The sequence below is a fragment of the Streptantibioticus parmotrematis genome, assembly GCF_019890615.1.
Taxonomy (GTDB): domain Bacteria; phylum Actinomycetota; class Actinomycetes; order Streptomycetales; family Streptomycetaceae; genus Streptantibioticus_D; species Streptantibioticus_D parmotrematis.
Genome location: NZ_JAINVZ010000001.1, coordinates 368,865 through 389,485, shown reverse-complemented (window position 1 = coordinate 389,485; position 20,621 = coordinate 368,865). Strand labels below are relative to the sequence as shown.

Sequence of the window (20,621 nt, the reverse complement as noted above, 5' to 3'; positions counted from 1 at the left end):
CCTAGGATTCGGGCCCGCCGGGTGTCCCCGCAGTGAGCAGCGAGACCAGGGACGAGCGCCGGGTGACGCCCAACTTGCGGTAGATCCGGGTGAGATGGGCCTCGACGGTCTTGGCGTTGACTCCGAGTCGGGCCGCCACCTGACTGTTCGGCAGGCCGCTGGCGACCAGTCCGGTGATCTGCGACTCGCGGCGGGTGAGGACGGGCGGTCCACCGCGCGGCGGCAGGGCTCCCACCGCCTCCCCGGCGCTCGTCGCGGGTACCGCTTCGGTGCCGCCGCCGGGCGGGTCGGCGAACGTCCGCGCGCCCTCCGGCACACGCCCGGCCAGCGACATCACCCTGCGCTGTTCCGCCACCGCCAGCCCGTGCAGCCGCCGGGAGCCGCACTCGGCGGCGATGCCGCGGACCCTGGCCAGCACCGGCGGCACCAGCGCCCACCGCCACTCCCCCGCGAGCGCGCGGGCCAGCGACAGCAGCGCCGCGCCCTCCTCCAGCGCCAGCCCCGCCCGCCCGAACGCCGCCGCCGCCGAACGCGCCGCGCCCCCGGCCGCCGGGAAGCCGCCGCGGGCCAGCGCGACGGCGGCCCCCGCCGCCAGCGCGTGCGCCGTCTGCACGGGAGAGCCGAGGTCGGCGGCGGCCTCCGCGGCCCGGCGCGCCCAGACCCGGGCGGCCTCGGCGTCCCCGCCGCGCAGTTCCGCCTCGGCCAGCACCCGCATCCAGCGCGGGCGTTCACAGCGGTCGAGCCCCGGCAGGCCCTCGCCGCCTGCGATCGCCACGAGACCGCAGGCCCGCCCCGCGGGCGAGACCGACCACAGCCGGGCGCGCGCCAGGACGGTGAGCCGGGAGGCCGGGCGGCCCTCCAGCGCGCGCCGCGCCTGCTGGTACGCGGCGCCGGGGCCGTTCCCCGAGCCGTGGCGTTCGCACTCCGCCAGCAGCGCGAGCGCCCCACCGGTGTGTTCCGCGGCCCCGGTGTCCCGGGCCAGGCGCGCCGCGTCACCGCAGCAGGCGACGGCCGCGTCGAGCGCGCCGAGGTCCAGGAGTGCGGCGGCCTTGACCAGTAACGCGTCCGGCAGCACGCCGCGTTGACCCGCGTGCCGGGCGATTCCCACCGCGCGGTCGGCGAGCCGCGCGGCCTCCGTCGTGGGACCGACCGCGCGGCGCGCCGCGGCGGTGAGGATCACGGCGTCCAGCATCGGCACCAGCGCCGGATCGGGCAGGGCGTCGAACTCCCGCACGACGCCCAGTAGTTGGTGATCGGCCACGCGTGGGCCGTGATCGAACGCCTCCGTCGCCGCCCGCAGTACCGCACCGCGCAGCCGCGAGTCCGGGGCCTGAGGGCGCGGGAAGTCCCATGACTGCGTGGCCGACCGCCGGGCCGTGGCCGTGTCCCCCGCGGCCAGCGCGCCGACGGCCGCCTCCCACCGCAGGCCCGCCCGGGTCAAGGGGTCGCGCACGGCGGAGTCCGGATCCCCGCCGCCCGTGGGTTCCCGGCCCAGCGCGTCGGCCGCCTCGGCGTGCCGCCCCAGCAGGCGGGCGTAGCGCGCGCTCAGGCGTGCCACGGCGGCTCGTTGCCCGGGGTCGGCCGCCGCGGCGGCCGCGGTCCCCAGCACCGTCCGCGCCTCGCGCAGGCGTCCGTCGGAGCCCAGCGCCTCCGCGAGCAGCACCAGCGTCCGGCTCCGCTCGCGGGCCGCCCGTGCGGGCAGGCGTCGTAGCGCCTCGCCCGCCCACACCACCGCCCGGGCCGGGTACCGGTCCAGGTCGCGCGCCGCCGCCCGCGCCAGCGCCGCCGCGGCCTCGGCATCGGTGGCCGGCGCACACCGGGACAGATGGCGGGCGCGCGCGGCGGGCGTGCCGGTCGCGGCGAGCAGGGTGGCGGCGTGCCGGTGGGCCACGAGGCGGTCGGCGACAGGCATCCGCTGGTAGAGGCGGGCGCGTACCAGGGGGTGCCGGAAGCGCAGCAGACCGCAGCCCTCGGTGTCGGGTCGTACGAGATCGCGCCGGACCAGTTCGTCGACGGCGGCGAGGAACGTCGCGGCGTCCACGCCCGCGACGGCGGCCGTGGGTTCGGCCGCGAAGGGGTCGCCGACCACCGCGGCCGCACGGGCGACCCGCCCCAACACGCCGTCCAGGGCGTCGAGTTCGGCGTCCACGACCGGGTGCGCGGGCAGCGGCAGCAGGTCGGTGAAGCCGTCCCCCGCGCGGCGTCGTGCCGCCGAGGGCAGGCGGGGGCTGCGCGCCACCCAGATGACGTGGCGCGGCACTCCCCCGCCGGCCCGGGCGCACCAGGCCGCGTCCTCGCCGTCCACGGGCAGGCCTGTCAGCCGCCGGGCGTCGGCCGGGTCGAGCGGGCCGAGGTCGACGCCCACCCGTTCGCGGTCGGCCGGCAGTTCCCGCAGGAGCCGGGCCAGGCCGGGCGGCGTGCGGCGGGCGCGGTACGCGCACAGCACGGCCGGGCGCAGGCGGCGCAACGCGTCCAACGCTTCGGGGGTGGCGCGGTGCAGGTCGTCCAGGACGAGCAGGAGCCGCCGTCCGGAGCGGCTGCGGGCGGGCAGCACGGACAGCACGGCGCCGGTGACGCGCGCGGCGTCGGAGCGGATGACGACCGTGCCCCGGGCCGCGAGGCGTTCGCACGCCTCGGTGAGCAGAAGGCTCTTGCCGGTCCCCGGGTCGCCGGTGACCTCGACGAACGGTGTCCCTCCCGAGTCGGTGCCGGTCAACGCCTCTAGCACGCGGGCGAGTTCGCGGTCCCGGCCGGTCATCGGGACGGGCAGGGCCCGCTCCGGGAAGGCCGCGCGCGGCCCGGCCGCCCGTGCCCGGTGCGCATGAGCCGTACGTCCGCCTGGGTCGACTCGTTCCATGGCTCCCCCGAAGCCGCGGGACTCCTCCCGGGGCACGACACCCGTGGCGGGTCGCCCCGCCCGGCCCCGTCCGCCGCCCCGAGGCGGCGCCGGTCCCTCCCACCGTCATACCGCGCCCGCGCCGGACCCGGCAGGCCCCCGGCGCGGGCGCTCCCCCGTCAGCCGCCCGCCGGGGCGCCGAGCGCCACCGCCTCGGGGGCCCGCTCGGGCGCCAGCGCGGTGAAGCGCCGCAGGTCGGACCGGCCGCCGGGTTCGTCGCCGAGCCGCAACCGGCACGCGCCGCGCCGCAGCCAGCCGTCCGGCCCCTCCGGGTCGAGTTCCACGACGCGGTCGAAGTCGGCGGCGGCCTCCTTCCAGCGGCCCAGTTCTTCGTGGACGCTGCCGCGGTTGAAGAGCACGACCGGATCCTGCGCGATCTCCAGTGAACGGCTGAAGTCCTCGACGGCTCCCGGAAGGTCGCCGGTCTCGAAGGACAGGACCGCGCGGGTGGCGAGGGCCTCGGCACAGCGCGGGTCGGCCGCTACGGCGGCGTCCAGCGCGGCGCGGGCCCGGTCGGCGTGGCCCGCTTCCGACTCCAGGCGTCCCAGCAGGCACAGCAGGTAGGCGTTGGCGGGGTCCACCGCGAGCCCGGCGGCGACCACTTCGGCCGCCCACCGGGTGTCGCCGATCTCCACCAGCAGCCCGGCCAGGTTGACGTGGGCGTCCACGTAGCGCGGCTCGATGTCGAGGACGTAGGCGAAGTCGGCGAGCGCCCCGTCGACGTTCCCACGGGCCGCTCTGAGGTCACCGCGGTTGTAGTACAGCTCGGGGAAGGGCGGGCTGAGCCGCATCGCGGTCTCGTACTCCGTCAGCGCCTCGTCGTCGCGTCCGAGCCGCCGCAGCACGCCCGCCCGGTCGAAGTGGTATTCGGGGTAGTTGGGGTCCTCGGCGATGACGTCGGTGAAGTCGTCGAGTGCCTCGTCGAGGCGGCCGAGGCCCGCGTACACCTGGGCGCGGTTGTAGCGCAGCACGGAGCGGTGCAGCCGGTGCTCGTCCGGGCCCAACTCCCGCTCCAGGCGCGCCAGTCCCTCGGTGACCAGGCGCAACGCCTCCTCGGGGCGGCCGAGGTGGTTCTCGATGAGGGCCAGGCCGTTCTGGTGGAAGACGGTGTGGAAGGCGCGTTGCCGCTCGTCGGGCAGCAGGGTGGAGAGGGCGATGGCCTCGTTGATCCAGCCGAGCGCGGTCTGGTGGTCGCGCCGCTCGGTGCCGTGGTGGCGGGTGTAGAGCATGGCGGTGGCGTAGGCGGCCTGGAGGTGGACGGCCGGGTCGGCGCACAGGGCCCGGGCCTCGTCGTAGAGCGCCTCGGCCTCCTCGGGGCGCGACAGCGCCGCGAGCGAGGTGGTCATCTTGGTGGTGAACGCCCACCACTGGTCGCGGTCGCGGTCCTGGTCGACCAGCGCGCGCCCGCGTCTGCCGAAGTCGACGGTGGCCTCGTAGAAGCCGGTGTCGATGCAGGTGTCGAGCCCGGTGCGCAGGGCGCGCACTCCGACGCCGGCCGGATCGGTGCCGTGTTCGCGGTGGTACGGGACGGCGCCGAGCAGGAGGGACGCCTCGCCGGTGGCCTCCAGTTCCGCCGCCCTGCGGTCGTGCAGCGCGGCGCGTTCGGGAAGCGGCAGCGCGTGGTAGGCGGCCTTCAGCGCAGGGGTGTCGTCGGTGCAGTCGGAGGCGATGTACTCCCACGCGAGGTCCCGCGAACCGGAGAGCACGAGCGTGTCGGCCTCGCTGAGCGGCAGGGGCTCGACCCGTTCGGCGTGGCGTTCCAGGGCCTCGGCGAGCGACTCGGTGCCTTCCGCGGCCTCCGCGCCGTCGGGGGCGCCGCACAGGGTCAGGCGCAGCAGCGCGGGGTCGATCCTGCGCAGCAGGACGGCCAGCAGTTCGCGGTCGGTCGCGTCGGCGGCGTGCACGTTCTCGACGGTCAGGCCGTACGGGCCGCCCGGGGCGTTCGCGGCGTGATCGCGCAGGAACTCGGCGAGGCCGTGCGCGATCCGCAGGGTGCGCAGCCGGGAGTAGAAGCGGGTGCGCTCCTCGGGCACGGCGAGCGAGGTGAGCGTCTCCCGGGTGGCGGGCACGGTGCCGCGCAACTCGGGTGCCACGGTGAGCAGTTCGATGGTGTGGTCGGTCACCGTGCCGGGTGCCGTTTCCAGGATCAGGGGAACCAGGGCCCGCGCGATGGTGCCCGCCGCCGTGTAGGGGCCGCGCAGCCGCCGGTGTGCGTCGACGACCGGCGTCAACTCCTGGGTGGTTCGCGCCAGTTCGGCGGTCCTGGCCCGCTGGGACCGGCGCGGGGCCTCGATCCACTGGTGCCGGGGCGTCACGGTCATGGGTGTTCCTCCGGTCAGGACGGGACGGTGGACGGCCGGGTCCGGCGCGCGTGGCGTTCGCGTCGCACCAGGTGGGCGATGACGGCGAGTTGGGCGATGTTGATGACGAGGAAGCCCACGCTGTCCAGCAGGCCGGCGGTGCCGTGCGTGTGGGAGGTGACCAGGCGTCCCAGGACGGTGGACAGCACCCGTACGGCGACCGGCAGCACGCCCGCGAGCAGCGTGCCGATCGAGACGGTCCAGCCGACCAGCAGCAGCCAGGAGTACCAGCGCGAGACCGACAGGTCGCGCGGATGCCACCGTGTCTCGTCCGGCACGGTGTGCGGGCGGCCCAGTATCCGGTTGAACCGTTGCCGCAGCACGTCGCGGGCGGTGGCCTGCAGGTCGACGCAGTCCAGCACGGTGACGACGACGTAGTACAGATCGGTCTCCAGATAGAACCACAGTTGCCACGACACCCGCAGCAGCGTCATGTAGGCGAGCGCCAGCAGGATGCGTCCGGTCGTCGAGGGGGTGCCGTCCGGCCCTTCGGTGGCCGCAGCGCCCAGGGTGAGCGCGGCGAGGACGGCGAGGTCGGTGAGGATTCCGGCGAGCATCGGCACGTAGCGTTTGCGGCGCGGCACCGACACCAGGCCGTCCATCGTGGTCTGGAACACCACGTAGTACAGGCGCCGCCCGATGGACAGCCGGGAGCGCAGCCCGAGCCGTCGCCCGGCGAGCGCGTGGGCGGCCTCGTGCAGCAGGATCAGCGGGAACTGGCAGACGAACGTGACCAGTTCGAGGACGGTCATGTACCGGGTGAAGAACAGGTTGTGGTACGTGGGGACCAGCGCCGGTGAGCGGACCATGGCCACCACCCATGCCGTCAGCAGCGCGGCGAGGCAGATCGCGCCGACGGGTGAGAAGACGGCGGCGCCCAGGGCCCGCCATCGCACCGGCCGGGGCGCCGGTTCCGCGTCGTCGCCGGTCTCCCGGACGAAGTCCAGCTCCCGCAGCGTGTCCACGAAGTCGTCGATGTCGACGGGCTCGCCGTAGGTCTGCCGGTACCACGCGGCGGCCTGAGCGGGCGGAACACCGTCGCCGAGCCGGCGCAGCAGTGCCGCGCCGTCCGCGGGCAGCACCGCGTAGGAGTCGATGTCGGGGCGGCCCACGGTGACCTCGTCGCCCTCGTCCAGATAGGTCAGCGGGTACAGGCGGACGGGCGCGCCGGGCGGTACGGGCGCCGGGGCGCCGCCCGTCGGCACGTCGCCGGGTGACGCGCCGACGGGTGCGGCCTCGCCGGACGGTACCGGCTCGCCGGGGAGTTCGTCGCCTGGGATCACGGTGGACACGGCCGGTGCGCTCCAGTCGGTTCGGCGGGGTGGACCGTGGGGGCGGGAGGAGAGCCCGGCCCCCGTGGACCGGGCTCTCCTTCGCGGTAACGCGCCGACGCGTCAGGCCTTGGCGATGATGATGCCGCAGGAGCCGCCGTAGAGCGCGTGGGCGGCGGAGGTCAGACGCACGGAACCGGGCTTGCGGATGGCGATCTTCTTCATCGGGTTCTCCGTCCTGAGGACACGCGGACGCCCCGGGTGGGACGTCCGTGACGCGATTGCGCGTTACCGCGCTGCGGTCGGTCTTCCGACCGGACAGCAGCCTGGCACTCACGCGGAATCGCGACATTGGGGGAACCCCTACAACTGCCACCCGATGTCGTGGTGGCGCCGCTTCACGTGCCGATGAGGCACATGGCCCGGACGCCCACGGCCCACGCCCGGTGACGCCCCCTCAGGCCGCGAGGACCACCGGCTCCCCCAGCGTCTCGACGGCCGTGCGCCACGCGGCGGTCACCGCGTCGCGCGCCTGGGCGGTGGCGTCCGGCACCCTGCCGGTCAGGTGCACCGGCGCGCCGAAGTGCACGTGGGCCCTGGGCCGGCGCAGCGGCGCGGTCAGCACACCGGAGACCTGCTTGACGCCGTGGCCGGAGGCGAATCTGCGGGCTCCGGCCTGCCCGACCGGAAGGACCGGCGCACCGGACTCCAGCGCCAGGCGCGCGAGACCGGACCGGAACGTCTCGGGCGCCGCCTCGCCCGCGTCCCGGCGGCGCGGCAGCCTGCCTTCGCCGTAGATCAGGATGTGCCGCCCGGCGGCGAGCGCCGCGGTCGCGGCCTCCAGCGCGATCGCGCCGCGACCGGAGTCCCGGTGGACGGGGACGCAGCCCTCGCGGGTCAGCATCCGGCCCAGCAGCGGGATCCGCCACAGCCCGGCGGCGGCGAGCACGACAGGCCGCACACCCACGCGGTGCAGGGCGGCAAGCACGAGGGCGGGGTCGGCGAGCGAGGTGTGGTTGGCGGCGACGATGCCGCCGGACGCGAGGGCGTCACCCGCCTCGTCGCTGATCGTCAGCCTGCCGAAGACGGGGACCACGGCGGCGGCGGTTGAAGTGAGCACGGTCGGCCCTTCCCTCACGGTGTGTCGGCTGACCGCCCACTGTGGCGGTGGCCCACGGCACGCGTCATGAGTACGCGCACTCAATTCTCCCGCCGTCCCGCGTGGGTGGGGACCTCGGGTGTCAGACCGCCGCCTCGTCGGCCATCGCCGCGACCAGGGACGTGGTGTGGGAGGCGGCGCGGAACCGCGGATGGGCCAGGACCGAGCGCAGGAACTCCGACGTGGTGCGCATCCCCGCGCCGTCGATCCTGAACTCCCCCAGCGCCCGGTCCATCCGGGCCCTGGCCTGCTCGCGGTCCGGCGCCCACACCACGGCCTTGGCGAGCAGCGAGTCGTAGTGCGGTCCGACCTGCCAGTCGGCGAAGGCGTGGGTGTCGACCCGTACGAACGGGCCGCCCGGCGGGACGAACTCGGTCAGCGTGCCGGGGGCGGGCGCGAAGTCGCGGGCCGGGTCCTCCGCGTTGACCCGGCACTCGATGGCGACTCCCCTGGGCACGACGTCTTCCTGACGGAAGGCCAGGCGCTGTCCGTCGGCGATGAGGATCTGCTCCCTGACGATGTCGATGCCGGTGACCATCTCGGTGACCGGATGCTCCACCTGGAGGCGGCAGTTGACCTCCATCAGGTAGAAGTCGTCCTCCGGGGTGAGGACGAACTCGAAGGTGCCCGCGCCGGTGTACCCGGCGGCCAGCGCGCCGCGCACGGCCGTCTCGCACATCCGGTCGCGCAGCGTGGGGGTCAGTCCGGGGGCCGGGGACTCCTCGATGAGCTTCTGGTGGCGGCGCTGCACCGAGCAGTCCCGCTCTCCCAGGTGGACGGCGCCGCCGTGCCGGTCGCACAGCACCTGCACCTCGACGTGGCGGGCCTGCTCCACGTACCGCTCCAGGTACAGCCGGTCGTCCGCGAAGACCGCGAAGGCCTGGGCGCGGGTGGCGCGGTAGGCCGCGACCAGGTCGGCGGGGTCGCGGACGACGGCCATGCCCCGGCCGCCGCCTCCGGCCACCGCCTTGAGGATGACCGGGTAACCGGTGTGCCGCGCCACGTCCTTGGCCTCCGCCGCCGAGGTCAGGGCGCCGGTGCTGCCCGGCAGGACCGGCAGTCCCGCGTCGGCCATCAGCGCGCGGCAGGCCGCCTTGTCGCCGAGACGCTGCATCACCTGCGGCGAGGGCCCGATGAAGGTGATGCCCTCCGCCTCGCAGACCTCCGCGAAGTCGGGATCCTCGGACAGGAACCCGTAGCCGGGGTGCAGCGCCTCGGCGCCCACGAGCCGGGCGGCCTCCACGACGGCGGGGATGTTGAGGTACCCGGCCTTGGCCGGTGCGGGCCCGATGTGCACCGCGTCGTCGGCGAACCGGACCACCGCGGAGTCGCGGTCGGCGGTGGAGTACACCGCGACGGTACGGATGCCCAGTTCACGGCAGGCGCGGGCGACGCGCAGGGCGATCTCGCCGCGGTTGGCGACAAGTACGGTGGAGAACACGGCGGTTCACTCCTCCGGGGTCGTGGCGAGCGGTTCCAGCGCGATCAGGTGCTGGTCGTACTCGACTCCCTGGGCGTCCTTGGCGAGGACCTCCACGACCCGCCCGGCGGCGTCCGCCTCGATGGTGCTCATCATCTTCATGACCTCCAGCACGCCCACCGGCTGCCCGGGCCGCACCACGTCCCCGACCGAGACGTACGCGGGCGCGCCGGGCTCGGAGGCGTGGTAGAAGGTGCCCACGCCGGGCGCGTTCACGTAGTGCGTGGTGTCGCGTCCGGCGCCGTCGTCCGCGGTGCGGCCGGTCGCGGCGTGCTCCTGCCGGTCCGCGGAGGCGAGTCCCGTCGGACCTGTGGGGAGCGGCGCCGGGGCGGCGGGGGCCGCGGGCCACTCGACCTCGACGCAGGCCGTGCCGCTGCGCAGCCTGATCCGGCGCGGTGGCTCGTCGAAGGTGCGCGCGAGGTCGGCGACGCCGTGGCAGAGCCGCTCGACGTCGGCCTGGCGCGGCGGGTGTTCAGGCCGTGGTTCGTGCTCGTCCAGCGGGGCGCGCACGATCGGTTCGGTCCACTTTTCGCTGTTGGTCTTCACTGTGATGTCTCTTCCAGTCCGAAGCGGTGGAATCGTTCGTGCCGGGCCCGCAGCAGTTCCTCGGGGTCCCAGGGCACCAGCCCCCGCAGGGTCGTGGTGAGCGCCCTGCCGAGCAGCGCGGCGGCCTCGGTGTGGTCCTGGTGCGCGCCGCCCGCGGGCTCCGGCACGACCCCGTCGACCACACCGAGGCGCAGCAGGTCGCGGGCGTGCAGTCGCAGGGCGCTGGCGGCTTCCGGGGCCGCCTCGGCGTCCTTCCACAGGATCGCGGCGCAGCCTTCCGGGCTGATGACCGAGTAGATGCCGTTGACGCTGATCAGCACGCGATCGGCGACGGCCAGGGCGAGCGCTCCGCCGCTGCCGCCCTCGCCGGTGATCGCCGCGATGATCGGCACCGGCAGCCGCGACATCAGCCGCAGGTTCTCCGCGATGGCGACGGCCTGCCCGCCGGATTCGGCGTCGGCGCCCGGGTTGGCGCCGGGTGTGTCGATCAACGCGACGACGGGCAGGCCGAGTTTGGCCGCCATGCGCATCAACCGCGCCGCCTTGCGGTAGCCCGCGGGGGTCGCCATGCCGAAGTGACAGCGTTGTCGTTCGGCGAGACGCGGGCCGCCCTTGTCGTGGCCGATGAGCATCACCGGATGGCCGTCGAGCCTGCCGGGACCGCCGATGAGCGCCGGGCAGTCCGCGGCGGAGCGGTCCCCGTGCAGTTCGTGAAAGTCCTCCAGCAGGTGTTCCGCGTACTGCGTCGTCGTGGGCCGGTCGGGGTGCCGGGCGAGCCGGACCGTCTCCCACGCCTCACGCCGTGGCAGGTCCTCCAGACTCCGCAGCAACGCGTCCTTGCCGGGTGGCCGTTCGGCCACGGACTCGGCGTCGGCGGGCTCCGGAAGGCTGGACTCCCGTTGACCGGGCGCCGGTTGACCGGACTCCGGCTGACCGGGCCCCGGCTCCGTTCCCGGCCGGCACAGCGCCAGCAGGTTGGCCAGTCGCCCGCGCAGGGCGGCGCGCGGCACCACGTCGTCGACGAGGCCGTGGCCGAGCAGGAACTCCGCCGTCTGGAATCCGGCCGGGAGCCGTTCCCGGGTGGTCTGTTCGATGACCCGGGGTCCGGCGAACCCCAGCCGCGCGCCGGGTTCGGCGAGGATGACGTCGGCGAGGGTCGCGTACGAGGCGGCCACGCCTCCGTAGGTCGGGTCGGTGATCAGCGAGACGACCAGGATCCCGGCCTCGTCGAGGTCGGCGAGTGCCTGTGCGGTCTTGGCCATCTGCATCAGCGACAGCGCGCCCTCCTGCATCCGGGCCCCGCCGGACGCGGTGACCAGCAGCAGCGGCACGCGTGTCCGCAGGCTGGTGCGGGCCGCGTGGGTGATGCGGGTGCCCACGCCGCAGCCGAGGCTGCCGCCGAGGAACCGGAAGTCCATGACGGCCGCCACCACCGGCTGCCCCTGGATGGTGCCGTGGGCGCACAGGACCGCCTCGCTCAGGTCGGTGGCGTCCCTGGCCTCCGCCAGCCGGTCCGTGTACGGCTTGGTGTCGGTGAAGTCGAGCGGGTCGTGGGGCGGCCCCTCGGTCTCCAGCAGCCGTGCGGACCCGGCGTCGAGCAGGTGATCCATGCGGTCGCGCGCGGTGAGCCGGGCGTGGTCGCCGCACTCGGGGCAGACCCGGAAACTCCGTGCGAACCGCTTGCCGTAGATCAGCGTCTCGCAGCCGTCGCAGCGGACCCATGCCGGCACCTCGTGGCTGGGGGCCGCCCGCGCCGCCGGAGTGGTCGTCTCGTCAGCGGAATCCATCACTCCTCCCGCTCCCACCGGTAGAACTCGCGGGCCATGGCGTCTTGCGGGGTGCGCCAGGTCGCCGGGTCGTACGGGGTGATGTGGGCGGCGAGGCGCTCGCTGACGTCGACGAAGGCCGGGTGCTCCCGGTGCCGGGCGACGCGGGGTCCGGGTGGCTCGTCGGCCTCGACGAGGTGGAGGTAGAGGTCCTCGAACTGGAACAGGCTGCGTCCGCGGACCCCGATCAGCCCGGGCAGCGCGCCGCGGTCGGAGTCGGCGAAGACCTCCGCGACGTCGGCGGCCGCCCCGGGTTGCATCCGGGCGACGATGAGGGTGCGGTACGTCATGCGGCCCGGTCCTTCTGTTCGGCGATCCGGTCGCTGATGAGGGCCATCTGGGTGCGGGAGTTGCGGTCGATCATCGCGGCCATGCCCGCGTCGTCCAGCGGGGCGCCGGGTTTCATGGCGAAGTCCTGGGCCCAGCGCATCAGGGTTCCGTCGGGCACCTCCTCGTACTCCCAGCGGATGTCCATGAAGACGAACGGGCCGGTCTCCACCCGGTGGGCGTTGACCGTGCGGTTGTCGCGGTCGGCGGTGCGCTCCGAGACCCAGCTCCACACCCGTCCCTGCTCGTCGGGGTGCATGGTGAGCCGGAAGGTGACGCGGTCGCCGTCGCGGGAGAGGATCTCCACGTCGGCGTACTCGCTGAACAGGTCCGTCCAGCCGGTCAGATCGTTGGTGATATCCCAGACCGTGTCGAACGGCGCGGGGACGGTGATCTCGTTCTCGGTGTGGGCGGCCATCTCACGCCCCCTTCGCCAGTGAGGCGTTGACGGCGTCGACGAAGGCGTGCGGGGTACGGCAGCCGTCGACGTCGCCGGCGATCGAGGTGCCGCGGCGGTTCTCCAGCTCGCCGATGATGCCGAGCAGTCCGAGGGAGTCGAGACCGTACTCGGCGAACGGTGTCTCCGGATCGCGTTCCAGGGTGGCCTGTTCGACGCGGACGCCGGCGCTCGACCTCATCAGGCCGGACAGTTCCTCGTAGGTCAGCTGGCTGTTCACGGGTTCCTCCTTCGGGGAGCGGTGACTTCCGGTGGGGTGGTGTCAGGGTGTGGTGACCACGAGCGCGGCGTTGGAGCCCATGAGCCCGCGGCTGAGGACGAGTGCGGTGCGCAGTTCGGCCGGCCGCGACCGCTCGGTGACCAGGTCGATGTCGTGGCAGACCTCGTGCACGTGCGGGGTGGGCGGCACGGTGTCGTGCTCCAGGGCGAGCACGGCCGCCGCGGTGTCCAGCAGCGGCGCGCCGCAATAGGCCCGCCCGGTCCCGGTCTTGGGGGCGGTCACCGGTACGCGTGAGGCGTGCGGGCCGAGGGCGTCGCGCAGGGCGAGCGCCTCGGCCCGGTCGGCCCACGGGGTGCCGAGCGCGTCGGCGAAGACCACGTCGACGTCGCTCGGCGCGAGGCGGGCGTCGCCCAGGGCGCCGCGGATGGCCCGGGCCAGCCCCTCGCGGGACTCCGCCCAGCGCGAGGCACCGGTGAACGTGGCGGCGTGCCCGGCGACGACGGCGCGGGCAGTCGCCCCGCGATCAGCCGCGTTCTGTTCGTCCTCGACGACGAACATCGCGCCGCCCTCGGCCGGGGCGAACCCGCGGGCGCTCGTGGTGAACGGCAGGTAGGCCCGGTCGGCATCGGGGACGAGGCTCAACTCCTCGTAGCCGAGCTGGCAGACCCCCGAGTAGGGGGCGAGCGGTGCCTCCGCCGCGCCGACCACCACCGCGCGGGTGCCGCGCAGCAGGCTGCGGCGGGCGTGCGCGAGCGCGTCCAGGCCGCCCGCCTCGTCGCTGGCGACCACCCCGCAGGGGCCCTTGAAGCCGCCGCGGATCGAGATCTGGCCGGTGCTGGCCGCGTAGAACCAGGCGATGGACTGGTACGGGCCGACGTGCCGGGAGCCGCGCCCCCACAGCTTCTGGAGTTCCCGCTGCCCGAACTCGCCGCCTCCGGAACCGGCGGCGGTGACCACGGCGACGTCCAGCGGTGAGCCGCCGGGGGCGGGCGGACCGGACTGGGCGAGGGCGAGGTCGGCGGCGGCCATCGCGAAGTGGGTGAAGCGGTCGGTCTGGACGACGTACCGCTCCTCGACCATCGCGGTGGCGTCGAACTCGCGGACCTGCCCGGCGATCCGCAGCGGCAGTCCGTCGAAGCCGTCCCGGCCGATGGTGTCCAGGACGCTCACGCCCTCCTTGGTGGCCTTCCAGAAGGCGTCCGCCCCGATGCCGTTCGGCGCGACGACGCCGATCCCGGTGATCACGGTCCGGCCGCTCATCGCGGGCTCCCCTCGGTGCGGCCGAGGACGACGGCGGACTGGAAGCCGCCGAACCCGCTGCCGACCGACAGCACGTTGCGCAGCCTCGACGGCCGTGCCTGGCGCGGCACGTAGTCCAGGTCGCACTCGGGATCGGGTGTCTCGTAGTTGGCGGTCGGCGGGACGACACCGCCCACGAGGGCCAGCACGCAGGCGACGACCTCGATCGCGCCGATGGCACCGAGCGAGTGCCCGACCATCGACTTGATGGAACTCATCGGGGTGGTGCGGGCGTGGTCGCCCAGGGACCGTTTGACTGCGGCCGTCTCGTGCCGGTCGTTCTGCCGGGTGCCGGAGCCGTGGGCGTTGACGTAGTCGATGTCGGTGGGATCGAGCCGGGCGTGCCGCAGCGCCTCGTCGATGGCCGCGGACATCTCCAGGCCCTCCCGGGTCAGCCCGGTCATGTGGTACGCGTTGCCGAACGTGGCGTAGCCGCTGATCTCGCAGTGGATCCGCGCGCCACGCCGCCTGGCGTGCTCCAACTCCTCCAGGACCAGGACCGCGCCGCCCTCGCCCATGACGAACCCGTCGCGGTGGGCGTCGAACGGGCGCGAGGCGTGGGCGGGGTCGTCGTTGTTGGGCGAGGTGGCCTTGATGGCGTCGAAGCACGCCACCGTGATGGGCGAGATGGGCGAGTCGGACGCCCCCGCGACGCACACGTCCGCGCGGCCCTCCTCGATGGTGTGGAACGCGTAGCCGATGGCGTCCAGGCCCGAGGTGCAGCCGGTGGAGACCGTCTGCACCGGGCCGTGCGCGCCGACGCGTTCGGCCACTTCCGAGGCGAGGGCGCTGGGTGCGAAGGCGCGGTGCAGATGGGGTCCCGCGCGGTCGGGATCGACGTCCCAGCGCGCCCCGCGGTCGCTGACCGCGACGTAGTCGTGTTCGAGGCGGGTCGTGCCGCCGACCGCGGTGCCCAGGGACACCCCGAGCCGCCACGGGTCCTCGCCGCCGGTGTCGAGTCCGCTGTCGCGCACCGCCTCGTCGGTCGCGGCCATCGCGAACTGCGTGTAGCGGTCGGCGCGTTGGACGTCCTCGACGGACAGTCCGTGGGCGTAGGGGTCGAAGTCGCATTCGGCGGCGATCCGCGAGCGGAACCCGGCGGGGTCGAAGAGCGTGATGCCACGGGTCGCGGTGCGTCCGGCGGTCAGCATGTCCCAGAACGCGGGGGCGCCCACGCCGCCGGGTGCGACGACGCCGACGCCGGTGACGGCCACGCGCCGGTTCATGACGCCCCGCCTCCCGGCACGCGGGCGTCCGGTGGCGCGGGGGCCGGGGTCTCCTCGGTGTCGACGTGCCCGAGGTCGGGGCGGGGCGCCAGCGGGCCGAGGTGGAAGACCATGCGGGCGGGCTGGTCGCCGACGTTGCGGAACCGGTGCCGGGTCCCGATGGGCACCAGCAGGCCCTGGTCGGGCCGCAACGGGTGCGGTGCGCCGTCGAGGTCGACTTCGAGGTCGCCGTGGACGACGTAGACGAACTCCTCGGAGTACGGATGGTAGTGCTCGCCGATGCGCTCCCCCGGGGCGATCAGCGCGACGCCCATGAATCCGCTGGTCGCGCCCACCGCCGAGGGGGTGAGCATGGCCCGCAGGTCCCCGCCGCGGCGGCGGTTGGGCGGGGTGTCGGCGAGGGTGACGATGCGGGGGGACTTCGGGGCGTCGTTCACGATCACTCCTCCTGTCGGCGCGACGGTGCGCCGGGCGGGCGGGCGGTCAGGCGGGTCGGTCGAGCGGGTCGGGGGCGCGGTCAACCGGTGGCCGCGCGGCGGTCGGTGATCAGCCGCATGTCGTGTGCGGCCAGGAGGCGTTCGGCGGCGCCCGCGCCGTGCGGGGCGGACTCGGGCGGGAGGTCGAGCAGCCGGGCCAGGACGGCGGTCCTGCGCGGACCGGCCGCGCCGATGACCTCCGCCGGATGCTCCGCGGCCGGCCCGCGCAGGTCGACCAGCCGCACCACCAGGTCGTCGCGGAGGAAGACGGTGGCCGCCGCGACCGGCTCGTCCGGCCGCGCGGCGCCGCGCTCGTCGTGCCGGGCGAGGAACCTGGCGACGGCCGGGCCGCAGCCGGGTTTGGCCGGGTAGAGCAGCGCGTGCCGCCGCAGGCCCTCCGCGCTGTCGGCGGGCACGCCCACGTGGTGCACGGCGGGCAGCGCGGCGTTCGCGAAGAAGGTCCGCGCGGAGATCGGGTCGTTCAGGTCCCGCTCCTGTTCCAGGTACGGGTCGATGGCCTTCTCGACCGCGCGCACCTCGGGCTGCGCGGCCACGTGCCGCAGTGCCCGCACGAGTTCGCCGCGCACCTCGACGGCGCGCACGACGCGGTTGCGGTGCATGAACAACGTGGTGCGGCACAGCCGTGTGGTGTCGTCGACCACCGGCTGCGGCGAGGTGTACCCGGCGAGGATGTCGGCGACGGCCGGTTCGCTGCCGGGCCGCACGGTGAAGGTGATGGCGTGCCGCACCACACCGTCGCCGCGCCGTGGCGGGGCCGTGAGGTGTTCGGTCACCGGGACGCCGCCGGGCGTCTCGCGCATCACGCTGAAGCGCAGCGACCGGGTGTCGCGCACGCATCCGTGCATGGGTTCCACCATCTCCAGGTGGACGGGGCTGTCGACCCAGGCCAGGAACGCCAGGGCGCTCTCCCACTCGCTGGTGATCAGCCACTGCGAGGGGTTCTCGATCGACTGGCACAACTGGTCGCTGAGGTGGCCGGGGACCGCGCTGACCCGGCGGGACATCTGCGCGTAGGCTTCCAGGAAACGGTCCTCCGCACCGCTGACGACGTCCACCAGCAGCACCACACGGAGCCGGGAGTCGTCGAGGGCGGACTGCGAGACCGTCGTGGTCGGCGAAGTCATGCTCACCCTTCCGTCAACGTCGTCGCACACCGACTGTCGTCGATTGCCGAACCTCGATGGGGCCAAGGCTCACGTTGTTCGACCATGGGCAGATTCATCCGATCAGCGCGATTTATGTGAGCCATCCGGGTGAACCGCGAAACATTCAACGACGACCGGGTTATAGAGGCAGCCATGACCTCCACGCCCGCCCCGCACGTTCCCGTCCTCGTCGTCGGCGGCTCGCTGGTGGGGCTGTCCACCTCGGTCTTCCTCGGCCGGCTCGGCGTGCGCCACCTGCTGGTCGAGAAGCACTCCGGCACCTCGGGCCATCCCCGCGGCCGCGGCAACAACCTGCGCACCATGGAGCTGTTCCGGGTTGCGGGCGTCGAGCCGCTGATCCGCGACGCCGCCCGCGTCCTCGCGGACAACCACGGCATCCTGCAGGCCGCCTCCCTCGCCGGGGAGGAGGGCGAGTGGCTCTTCAAGGACATGGACCCCGGCCGTGCGCTGGGCCGGATCAGCCCCTCCGGCTGGTGCCTGTGCAGCCAGAACGACCTGGAGCCGGTCCTGCTGCGGTACGCGACGCAGCTGGGCGGCGACATCCGCTTCGGCACGGAGCTGGTCTCGTTCGAGCAGGACGACGAGGGCGTGACCGCCGTGCTCCTCGACCGGGACACCGGCCGACGCCGGAACGTGCGCACCGACTACCTCGTGGCGGCCGACGGCCCGCGCAGTGGCGTGCGCGAGCGGCTGGGCGTCGGGCAGTCCGGCAGCGGCGAGCTGTTCGCGAACGTCAGCGTGACGTTCCGCGCCAAGCGCCTGGCCGACACCGTGGGCGAGCGGCGCTTCATCGCCTGCTACCTGACGGGCGGCGCGGCCGAGGGTGTGCTGCTGCCGGTCGACAACCGCGAGCACTGGGTGTTCCACGCCCCCTGGCGCCCGCAGGACGGCGAGACGCTGGAGGACTTCACCGACGAGCGGTGCGCGGCGCACATCCGCGCCGCGGTGGGCGTGCCCGACCTGGAGGTCGAGATCACCGGGAAGGCGCCGTGGCGGGCCGCCGAGCGGGTGGCGGACCGGTACGCGCACGGGCGGGTGCTGCTGGCCGGGGACGCCGTGCACGAGATGTCCCCCACCGGCGCCTTCGGCTCCAACACCGGCATCCAGGACGCCCACAACCTCGCCTGGAAGCTGGCCGCGGTCCTGGACGGCTGGGCGGGCCGGGGGCTGCTGGAGACCTACGAGCGGGAACGCCGTCCGGTAGCGGTCGCGACCGCCGAGCGCGCTTCCGCCCGCTCCGCCGAGCACAGCCACCCCGGCTACGCGCCACCTCCCGGCGGCGGCCCGCGCAAGGGCGTGATGGTGGTCGCCCTGGGCTACCGCTATCAGGACGGCGCGGTGCTCGGCACCGATCCTTCGGCGCCGGTGGTGCCCGAGGAGTTCCGACCGGTCGGCGTGCCCGGAGGCCGCGCACCGCACCTGTGGGTGACCGACGCGGACGGCGAGCGCCGGTCCACGCTGGACGCGTACGAGCGGGGGATGACGCTGCTGGCGGGCGACGGGGAGGCCGGTGAACGCTGGCGGAAGACCGCGGACGCGGTGGCCGCGCGACTCGGCGTCCCGCTGGTCTGCCTCCGCCTGGGCAGCGGGCCCGGCGCGGACCTCGTCACCGAGCAGGACGCCGACTGGGCCGCCTCCCACGGCACGACGCCCGAGGGGGCGGTGCTGGTGCGGCCCGACGGCTTCATCGCCTGGCGGTCCTCCGGTGCGGTGCCGGACCCCGAGAGCGAGCTGACCGAGGTGCTGCGCGCCCTGCTGCGCCTGATCTGACGGGAGCCGCGCCGGGCGGCCGGGTCACAGCACGCGGTAGCGGGTGGACATGCCGCTGAGCATGTGCTCGTCGACGTGGCAGTGGAAGAGCCAGATGCCGGGGTCGTCCGGGCGCATGTCGGCGGTGACGGTCGTGGCGGGCAGGAGCTGGACGACGTCCTCACGGTGGCCGTGGACCAGGACGGTGTTGCCGTGCCAGTGCGGGGTGTGCGCGTCCCGGGCGCCGCCGATGTCCAGCACGTACCAGCGCACCCGCGAGCCGCGCTTGAGGGTGAGCGCCGGGTGGTCGTCGGTGGTGCCGCTCGGGCCGTTGCCGAAGAGGTAGCCGTTGATGGTCTCCTTGCGGTTGGAGTTCTGGAAGGCGGCGTTCGACGGGTCGAGGGTCTGGCCGCGTCCGAAGCGGGCGATGTTGTCCTTCAGGTACGGGCTGAGGTTTTCGTCGAACTCGGTGAACAGGGCGAAGACCTCGCGGTCGACGTCGCACGGCGTCGCGTCGGCGGTCGCCGCGTCCGCGCGGGTCACCACGATCGGCCCGGTCAGCCCGGCCTGGACGCCGGGGACGCCCATGCCCGCGCTGTGGTCGTGGTAGAGCCACACGACCGACGAGGGGTCACCGGGCCCGGGCCCGGCCCGGTCGGGCACCTGCCAGCGGTAGGTGAACGTGGCGCCGGGGGCGACCGCGTCACCCGCCTTGCCCGCCGTCGCGGAGCCGTCGTCGTACAGCGCGCCCTCGTTCGCCTCCGTGTAGAACACGCCGTGCGGGTGCATCGAGGCGGGGTACGGGGTGTTGTTGCGGAACACCACCTCGACGGTGTCGCCGACGCGCGCCCGGATCACCGGCCCGAGGATCCCCGAGAAGCCGTCGTCGTCCGGGCCGGTGTACCGCTCGGTGAACGTGGCGTCGGTGTACCGCCGGTAGCGGGACTTGAGGTACGCCGGGCCGAGCCGGCCGGGGCCGGGCAGCGCGACCTGAGCCTCCGTCGCGTCGAACGGCCGCCCGTCGACGAGGTCGCGGCCCTGCGGCGCGTAGTTCCACACGACGGTGTCGGCGGCGACGAAGTACGTCCGGGTGCGGGCGGTGACGGGGCGCGCGGCGACAGGGCGCGCCGTGACGGGGCGGTACGCGGCGGGGTGCGCGGCGGCCCGGTGCGCCGGACCGGGCGCGGGGGCTGCCGCGATCGCCCCGCCGCCCAGTCCGGCGACCCAGCTCAGGACACGACGACGGGAGTGAACCGTGGGGACGACCATGGTCCTGACGGTAGGTGACCCGTGCCGGAGCCGCTCAGGGGAGCGTCCGATGTGGTGACGGGGTCCCTCGGGCGGGTGTGCGGCGCTCCCCCGCGGCGGCCGTCCGCGCGGCCCTGGTCAGTGCCGGGTGAGCTGGACGTGCCGGATGTCGACCGGGAGGGTGGGGAAGCCGTCGCCGGGCGCGTTCTGGTCGTCCTCACCGGCCCGGGCGATCCGCTGGAGCACGTCCATGCCGCCGGTCACCGTGCCGAACGGCGTGTAGTCGGGCGGGAGTTGGGTGTCCTTCCAGACGAAGAAGAACTGGCTTCCGTTGGTGTTCGGTCCGGCGTTCGCCATCGCCACGGTGCCGGCCGGGTAGGTGGCGCCGGTGAGGTTCTCGTCCTTGAAGGAGTAGCCCGGGCCGCCGCTTCCGGTGCCGGTGGGGTCGCCGCACTGCAACACGTAGATGTGCTGGGTGGTGAGCCGGTGGCAGTGGGTGCCGTCGAAGTAGTGCCGCTGGGCGAGGAAGCGGAACGAGAAGGTGGTACAGGGCGCCTGCGCGGTCATCGCCCGCACCGTGATCGGGCCCTGGCTGGTGTCGAGCCGGGCGGTGTACGGCTTGGCGGCCTCGGCCGCGTTGAAGACCGGGATGCCCTTGAAGCGGTCGGCGGGCACCGCGGGGGTGAAGCCGCAGGGCGAGTCCGTGGTGTCCGCGGCGCGCACGTGATGGGGTGCCAGGGCCAGGGTGTGCGGCGCGGAACCGCTGTCGGCGGACGCGACCCCGGACACGCCGAGGACGAGGGCGGCCGCGGCGACGAGCGACCACCGTCTGCGGTTCAGCGACAACCGGCTGCGGTTCATGGGGCGGACCTCCGGATCGGGGAAGTTGTCATG

At 74.4% G+C, this 20,621-nt stretch carries 17 protein-coding genes; 1 reads left to right on the top strand and 16 read right to left on the bottom strand.

Translation table 11 applies throughout. The features are described 5' to 3' along the window. Window position 1 precedes the first annotated feature (1 nt). The 14 genes from K7472_RS01840 to K7472_RS01775 form a co-directional block, all read right to left on the bottom strand. Window positions 2–2,857: a helix-turn-helix transcriptional regulator gene (locus tag K7472_RS01840; RefSeq protein WP_222973253.1), complete on the bottom strand. Its 2,856-nt coding sequence runs from the start codon at window positions 2,855–2,857 to the stop codon at window positions 2–4. 158 nt (window positions 2,858–3,015) lie between these two features. After that, window positions 3,016–5,217 (bottom strand): tetratricopeptide repeat protein, encoded by a 2,202-nt coding sequence (locus K7472_RS01835; RefSeq protein ID WP_222973251.1) that lies wholly within the window; start codon window positions 5,215–5,217, stop codon window positions 3,016–3,018. Between the two features lie 14 nt (window positions 5,218–5,231). Continuing rightward, entirely contained in the window at window positions 5,232–6,548 is a 1,317-nt protein-coding gene (locus K7472_RS01830; RefSeq protein ID WP_222973249.1) for a hypothetical protein, read from the bottom strand. A 436-nt stretch (window positions 6,549–6,984) separates the two neighbouring features. Next, window positions 6,985–7,647, bottom strand: a complete 663-nt coding sequence (locus K7472_RS01825; RefSeq protein ID WP_222973247.1) for a lysophospholipid acyltransferase family protein — start codon at window positions 7,645–7,647, stop codon at window positions 6,985–6,987. A 121-nt stretch (window positions 7,648–7,768) separates the two neighbouring features. Then, window positions 7,769–9,127, bottom strand: a complete 1,359-nt coding sequence (locus K7472_RS01820) for an acetyl-CoA carboxylase biotin carboxylase subunit (RefSeq protein WP_222973244.1) — start codon at window positions 9,125–9,127, stop codon at window positions 7,769–7,771. Window positions 9,128–9,133: 6 nt separating this feature from the next. Further along, window positions 9,134–9,712, bottom strand: coding sequence for an acetyl-CoA carboxylase biotin carboxyl carrier protein (locus K7472_RS01815; RefSeq protein WP_222973242.1), 579 nt, complete (start codon window positions 9,710–9,712; stop codon window positions 9,134–9,136). Further along, window positions 9,709–11,499 carry an acetyl-CoA carboxylase, carboxyltransferase subunit beta gene (accD, locus tag K7472_RS01810; RefSeq protein ID WP_222973241.1) on the bottom strand — a complete coding sequence of 597 codons (1,791 nt, stop codon included), beginning with the start codon at window positions 11,497–11,499 and terminating at the stop codon, window positions 9,709–9,711. The genes K7472_RS01815 and accD overlap by 4 nt, the downstream gene beginning before the upstream one ends. Next, window positions 11,499–11,828: a TcmI family type II polyketide cyclase gene (locus K7472_RS01805; protein ID WP_222973240.1), complete on the bottom strand. Its 330-nt coding sequence runs from the start codon at window positions 11,826–11,828 to the stop codon at window positions 11,499–11,501. The genes accD and K7472_RS01805 overlap by 1 nt, the downstream gene beginning before the upstream one ends. Next, window positions 11,825–12,283, bottom strand: a complete 459-nt coding sequence (locus K7472_RS01800; RefSeq protein WP_222973239.1) for an SRPBCC family protein — start codon at window positions 12,281–12,283, stop codon at window positions 11,825–11,827. The genes K7472_RS01805 and K7472_RS01800 overlap by 4 nt, the downstream gene beginning before the upstream one ends. Before the next feature lies 1 nt (window position 12,284). Then, complete coding sequence (locus K7472_RS01795; RefSeq protein ID WP_222973238.1) at window positions 12,285–12,542, bottom strand: acyl carrier protein; 258 nt, start codon at window positions 12,540–12,542, stop codon at window positions 12,285–12,287. A gap of 42 nt (window positions 12,543–12,584) precedes the next feature. Continuing rightward, window positions 12,585–13,802 (bottom strand): beta-ketoacyl synthase N-terminal-like domain-containing protein, encoded by a 1,218-nt coding sequence (locus K7472_RS01790; RefSeq protein ID WP_222973237.1) that lies wholly within the window; start codon window positions 13,800–13,802, stop codon window positions 12,585–12,587. Continuing rightward, the gene (locus tag K7472_RS01785) at window positions 13,799–15,067 is read right to left on the bottom strand and encodes a beta-ketoacyl-[acyl-carrier-protein] synthase family protein (RefSeq protein ID WP_222973235.1); all 1,269 of its coding nucleotides are present in this window, start codon (window positions 15,065–15,067) and stop codon (window positions 13,799–13,801) included. The genes K7472_RS01790 and K7472_RS01785 overlap by 4 nt, the downstream gene beginning before the upstream one ends. Further along, window positions 15,064–15,504, bottom strand: coding sequence for a cupin domain-containing protein (locus tag K7472_RS01780; protein ID WP_222973233.1), 441 nt, complete (start codon window positions 15,502–15,504; stop codon window positions 15,064–15,066). The genes K7472_RS01785 and K7472_RS01780 overlap by 4 nt, the downstream gene beginning before the upstream one ends. 80 nt (window positions 15,505–15,584) lie before the next feature. After that, a complete protein-coding gene (locus tag K7472_RS01775; RefSeq protein WP_222973231.1) occupies window positions 15,585–16,688 on the bottom strand; it encodes a SchA/CurD-like domain-containing protein in 1,104 nt (367 codons plus the stop codon). Window positions 16,689–16,862: 174 nt separating this feature from the next. On the opposite strand from K7472_RS01775, the gene K7472_RS01770 reads away from it, so the two are divergent. Further along, window positions 16,863–18,500, top strand: a complete 1,638-nt coding sequence (locus tag K7472_RS01770; RefSeq protein ID WP_222973230.1) for an FAD-dependent oxidoreductase — start codon at window positions 16,863–16,865, stop codon at window positions 18,498–18,500. Window positions 18,501–18,524: 24 nt separating this feature from the next. On the opposite strand, the gene K7472_RS01765 is transcribed toward K7472_RS01770, so the two are convergent. Then, entirely contained in the window at window positions 18,525–19,748 is a 1,224-nt protein-coding gene (locus K7472_RS01765) for a multicopper oxidase domain-containing protein (RefSeq protein ID WP_222973229.1), read from the bottom strand. A gap of 117 nt (window positions 19,749–19,865) precedes the next feature. Beyond that, window positions 19,866–20,588 (bottom strand): peptidylprolyl isomerase, encoded by a 723-nt coding sequence (locus tag K7472_RS01760; protein ID WP_222973228.1) that lies wholly within the window; start codon window positions 20,586–20,588, stop codon window positions 19,866–19,868. Window positions 20,589–20,621: the final 33 nt, after the last annotated feature.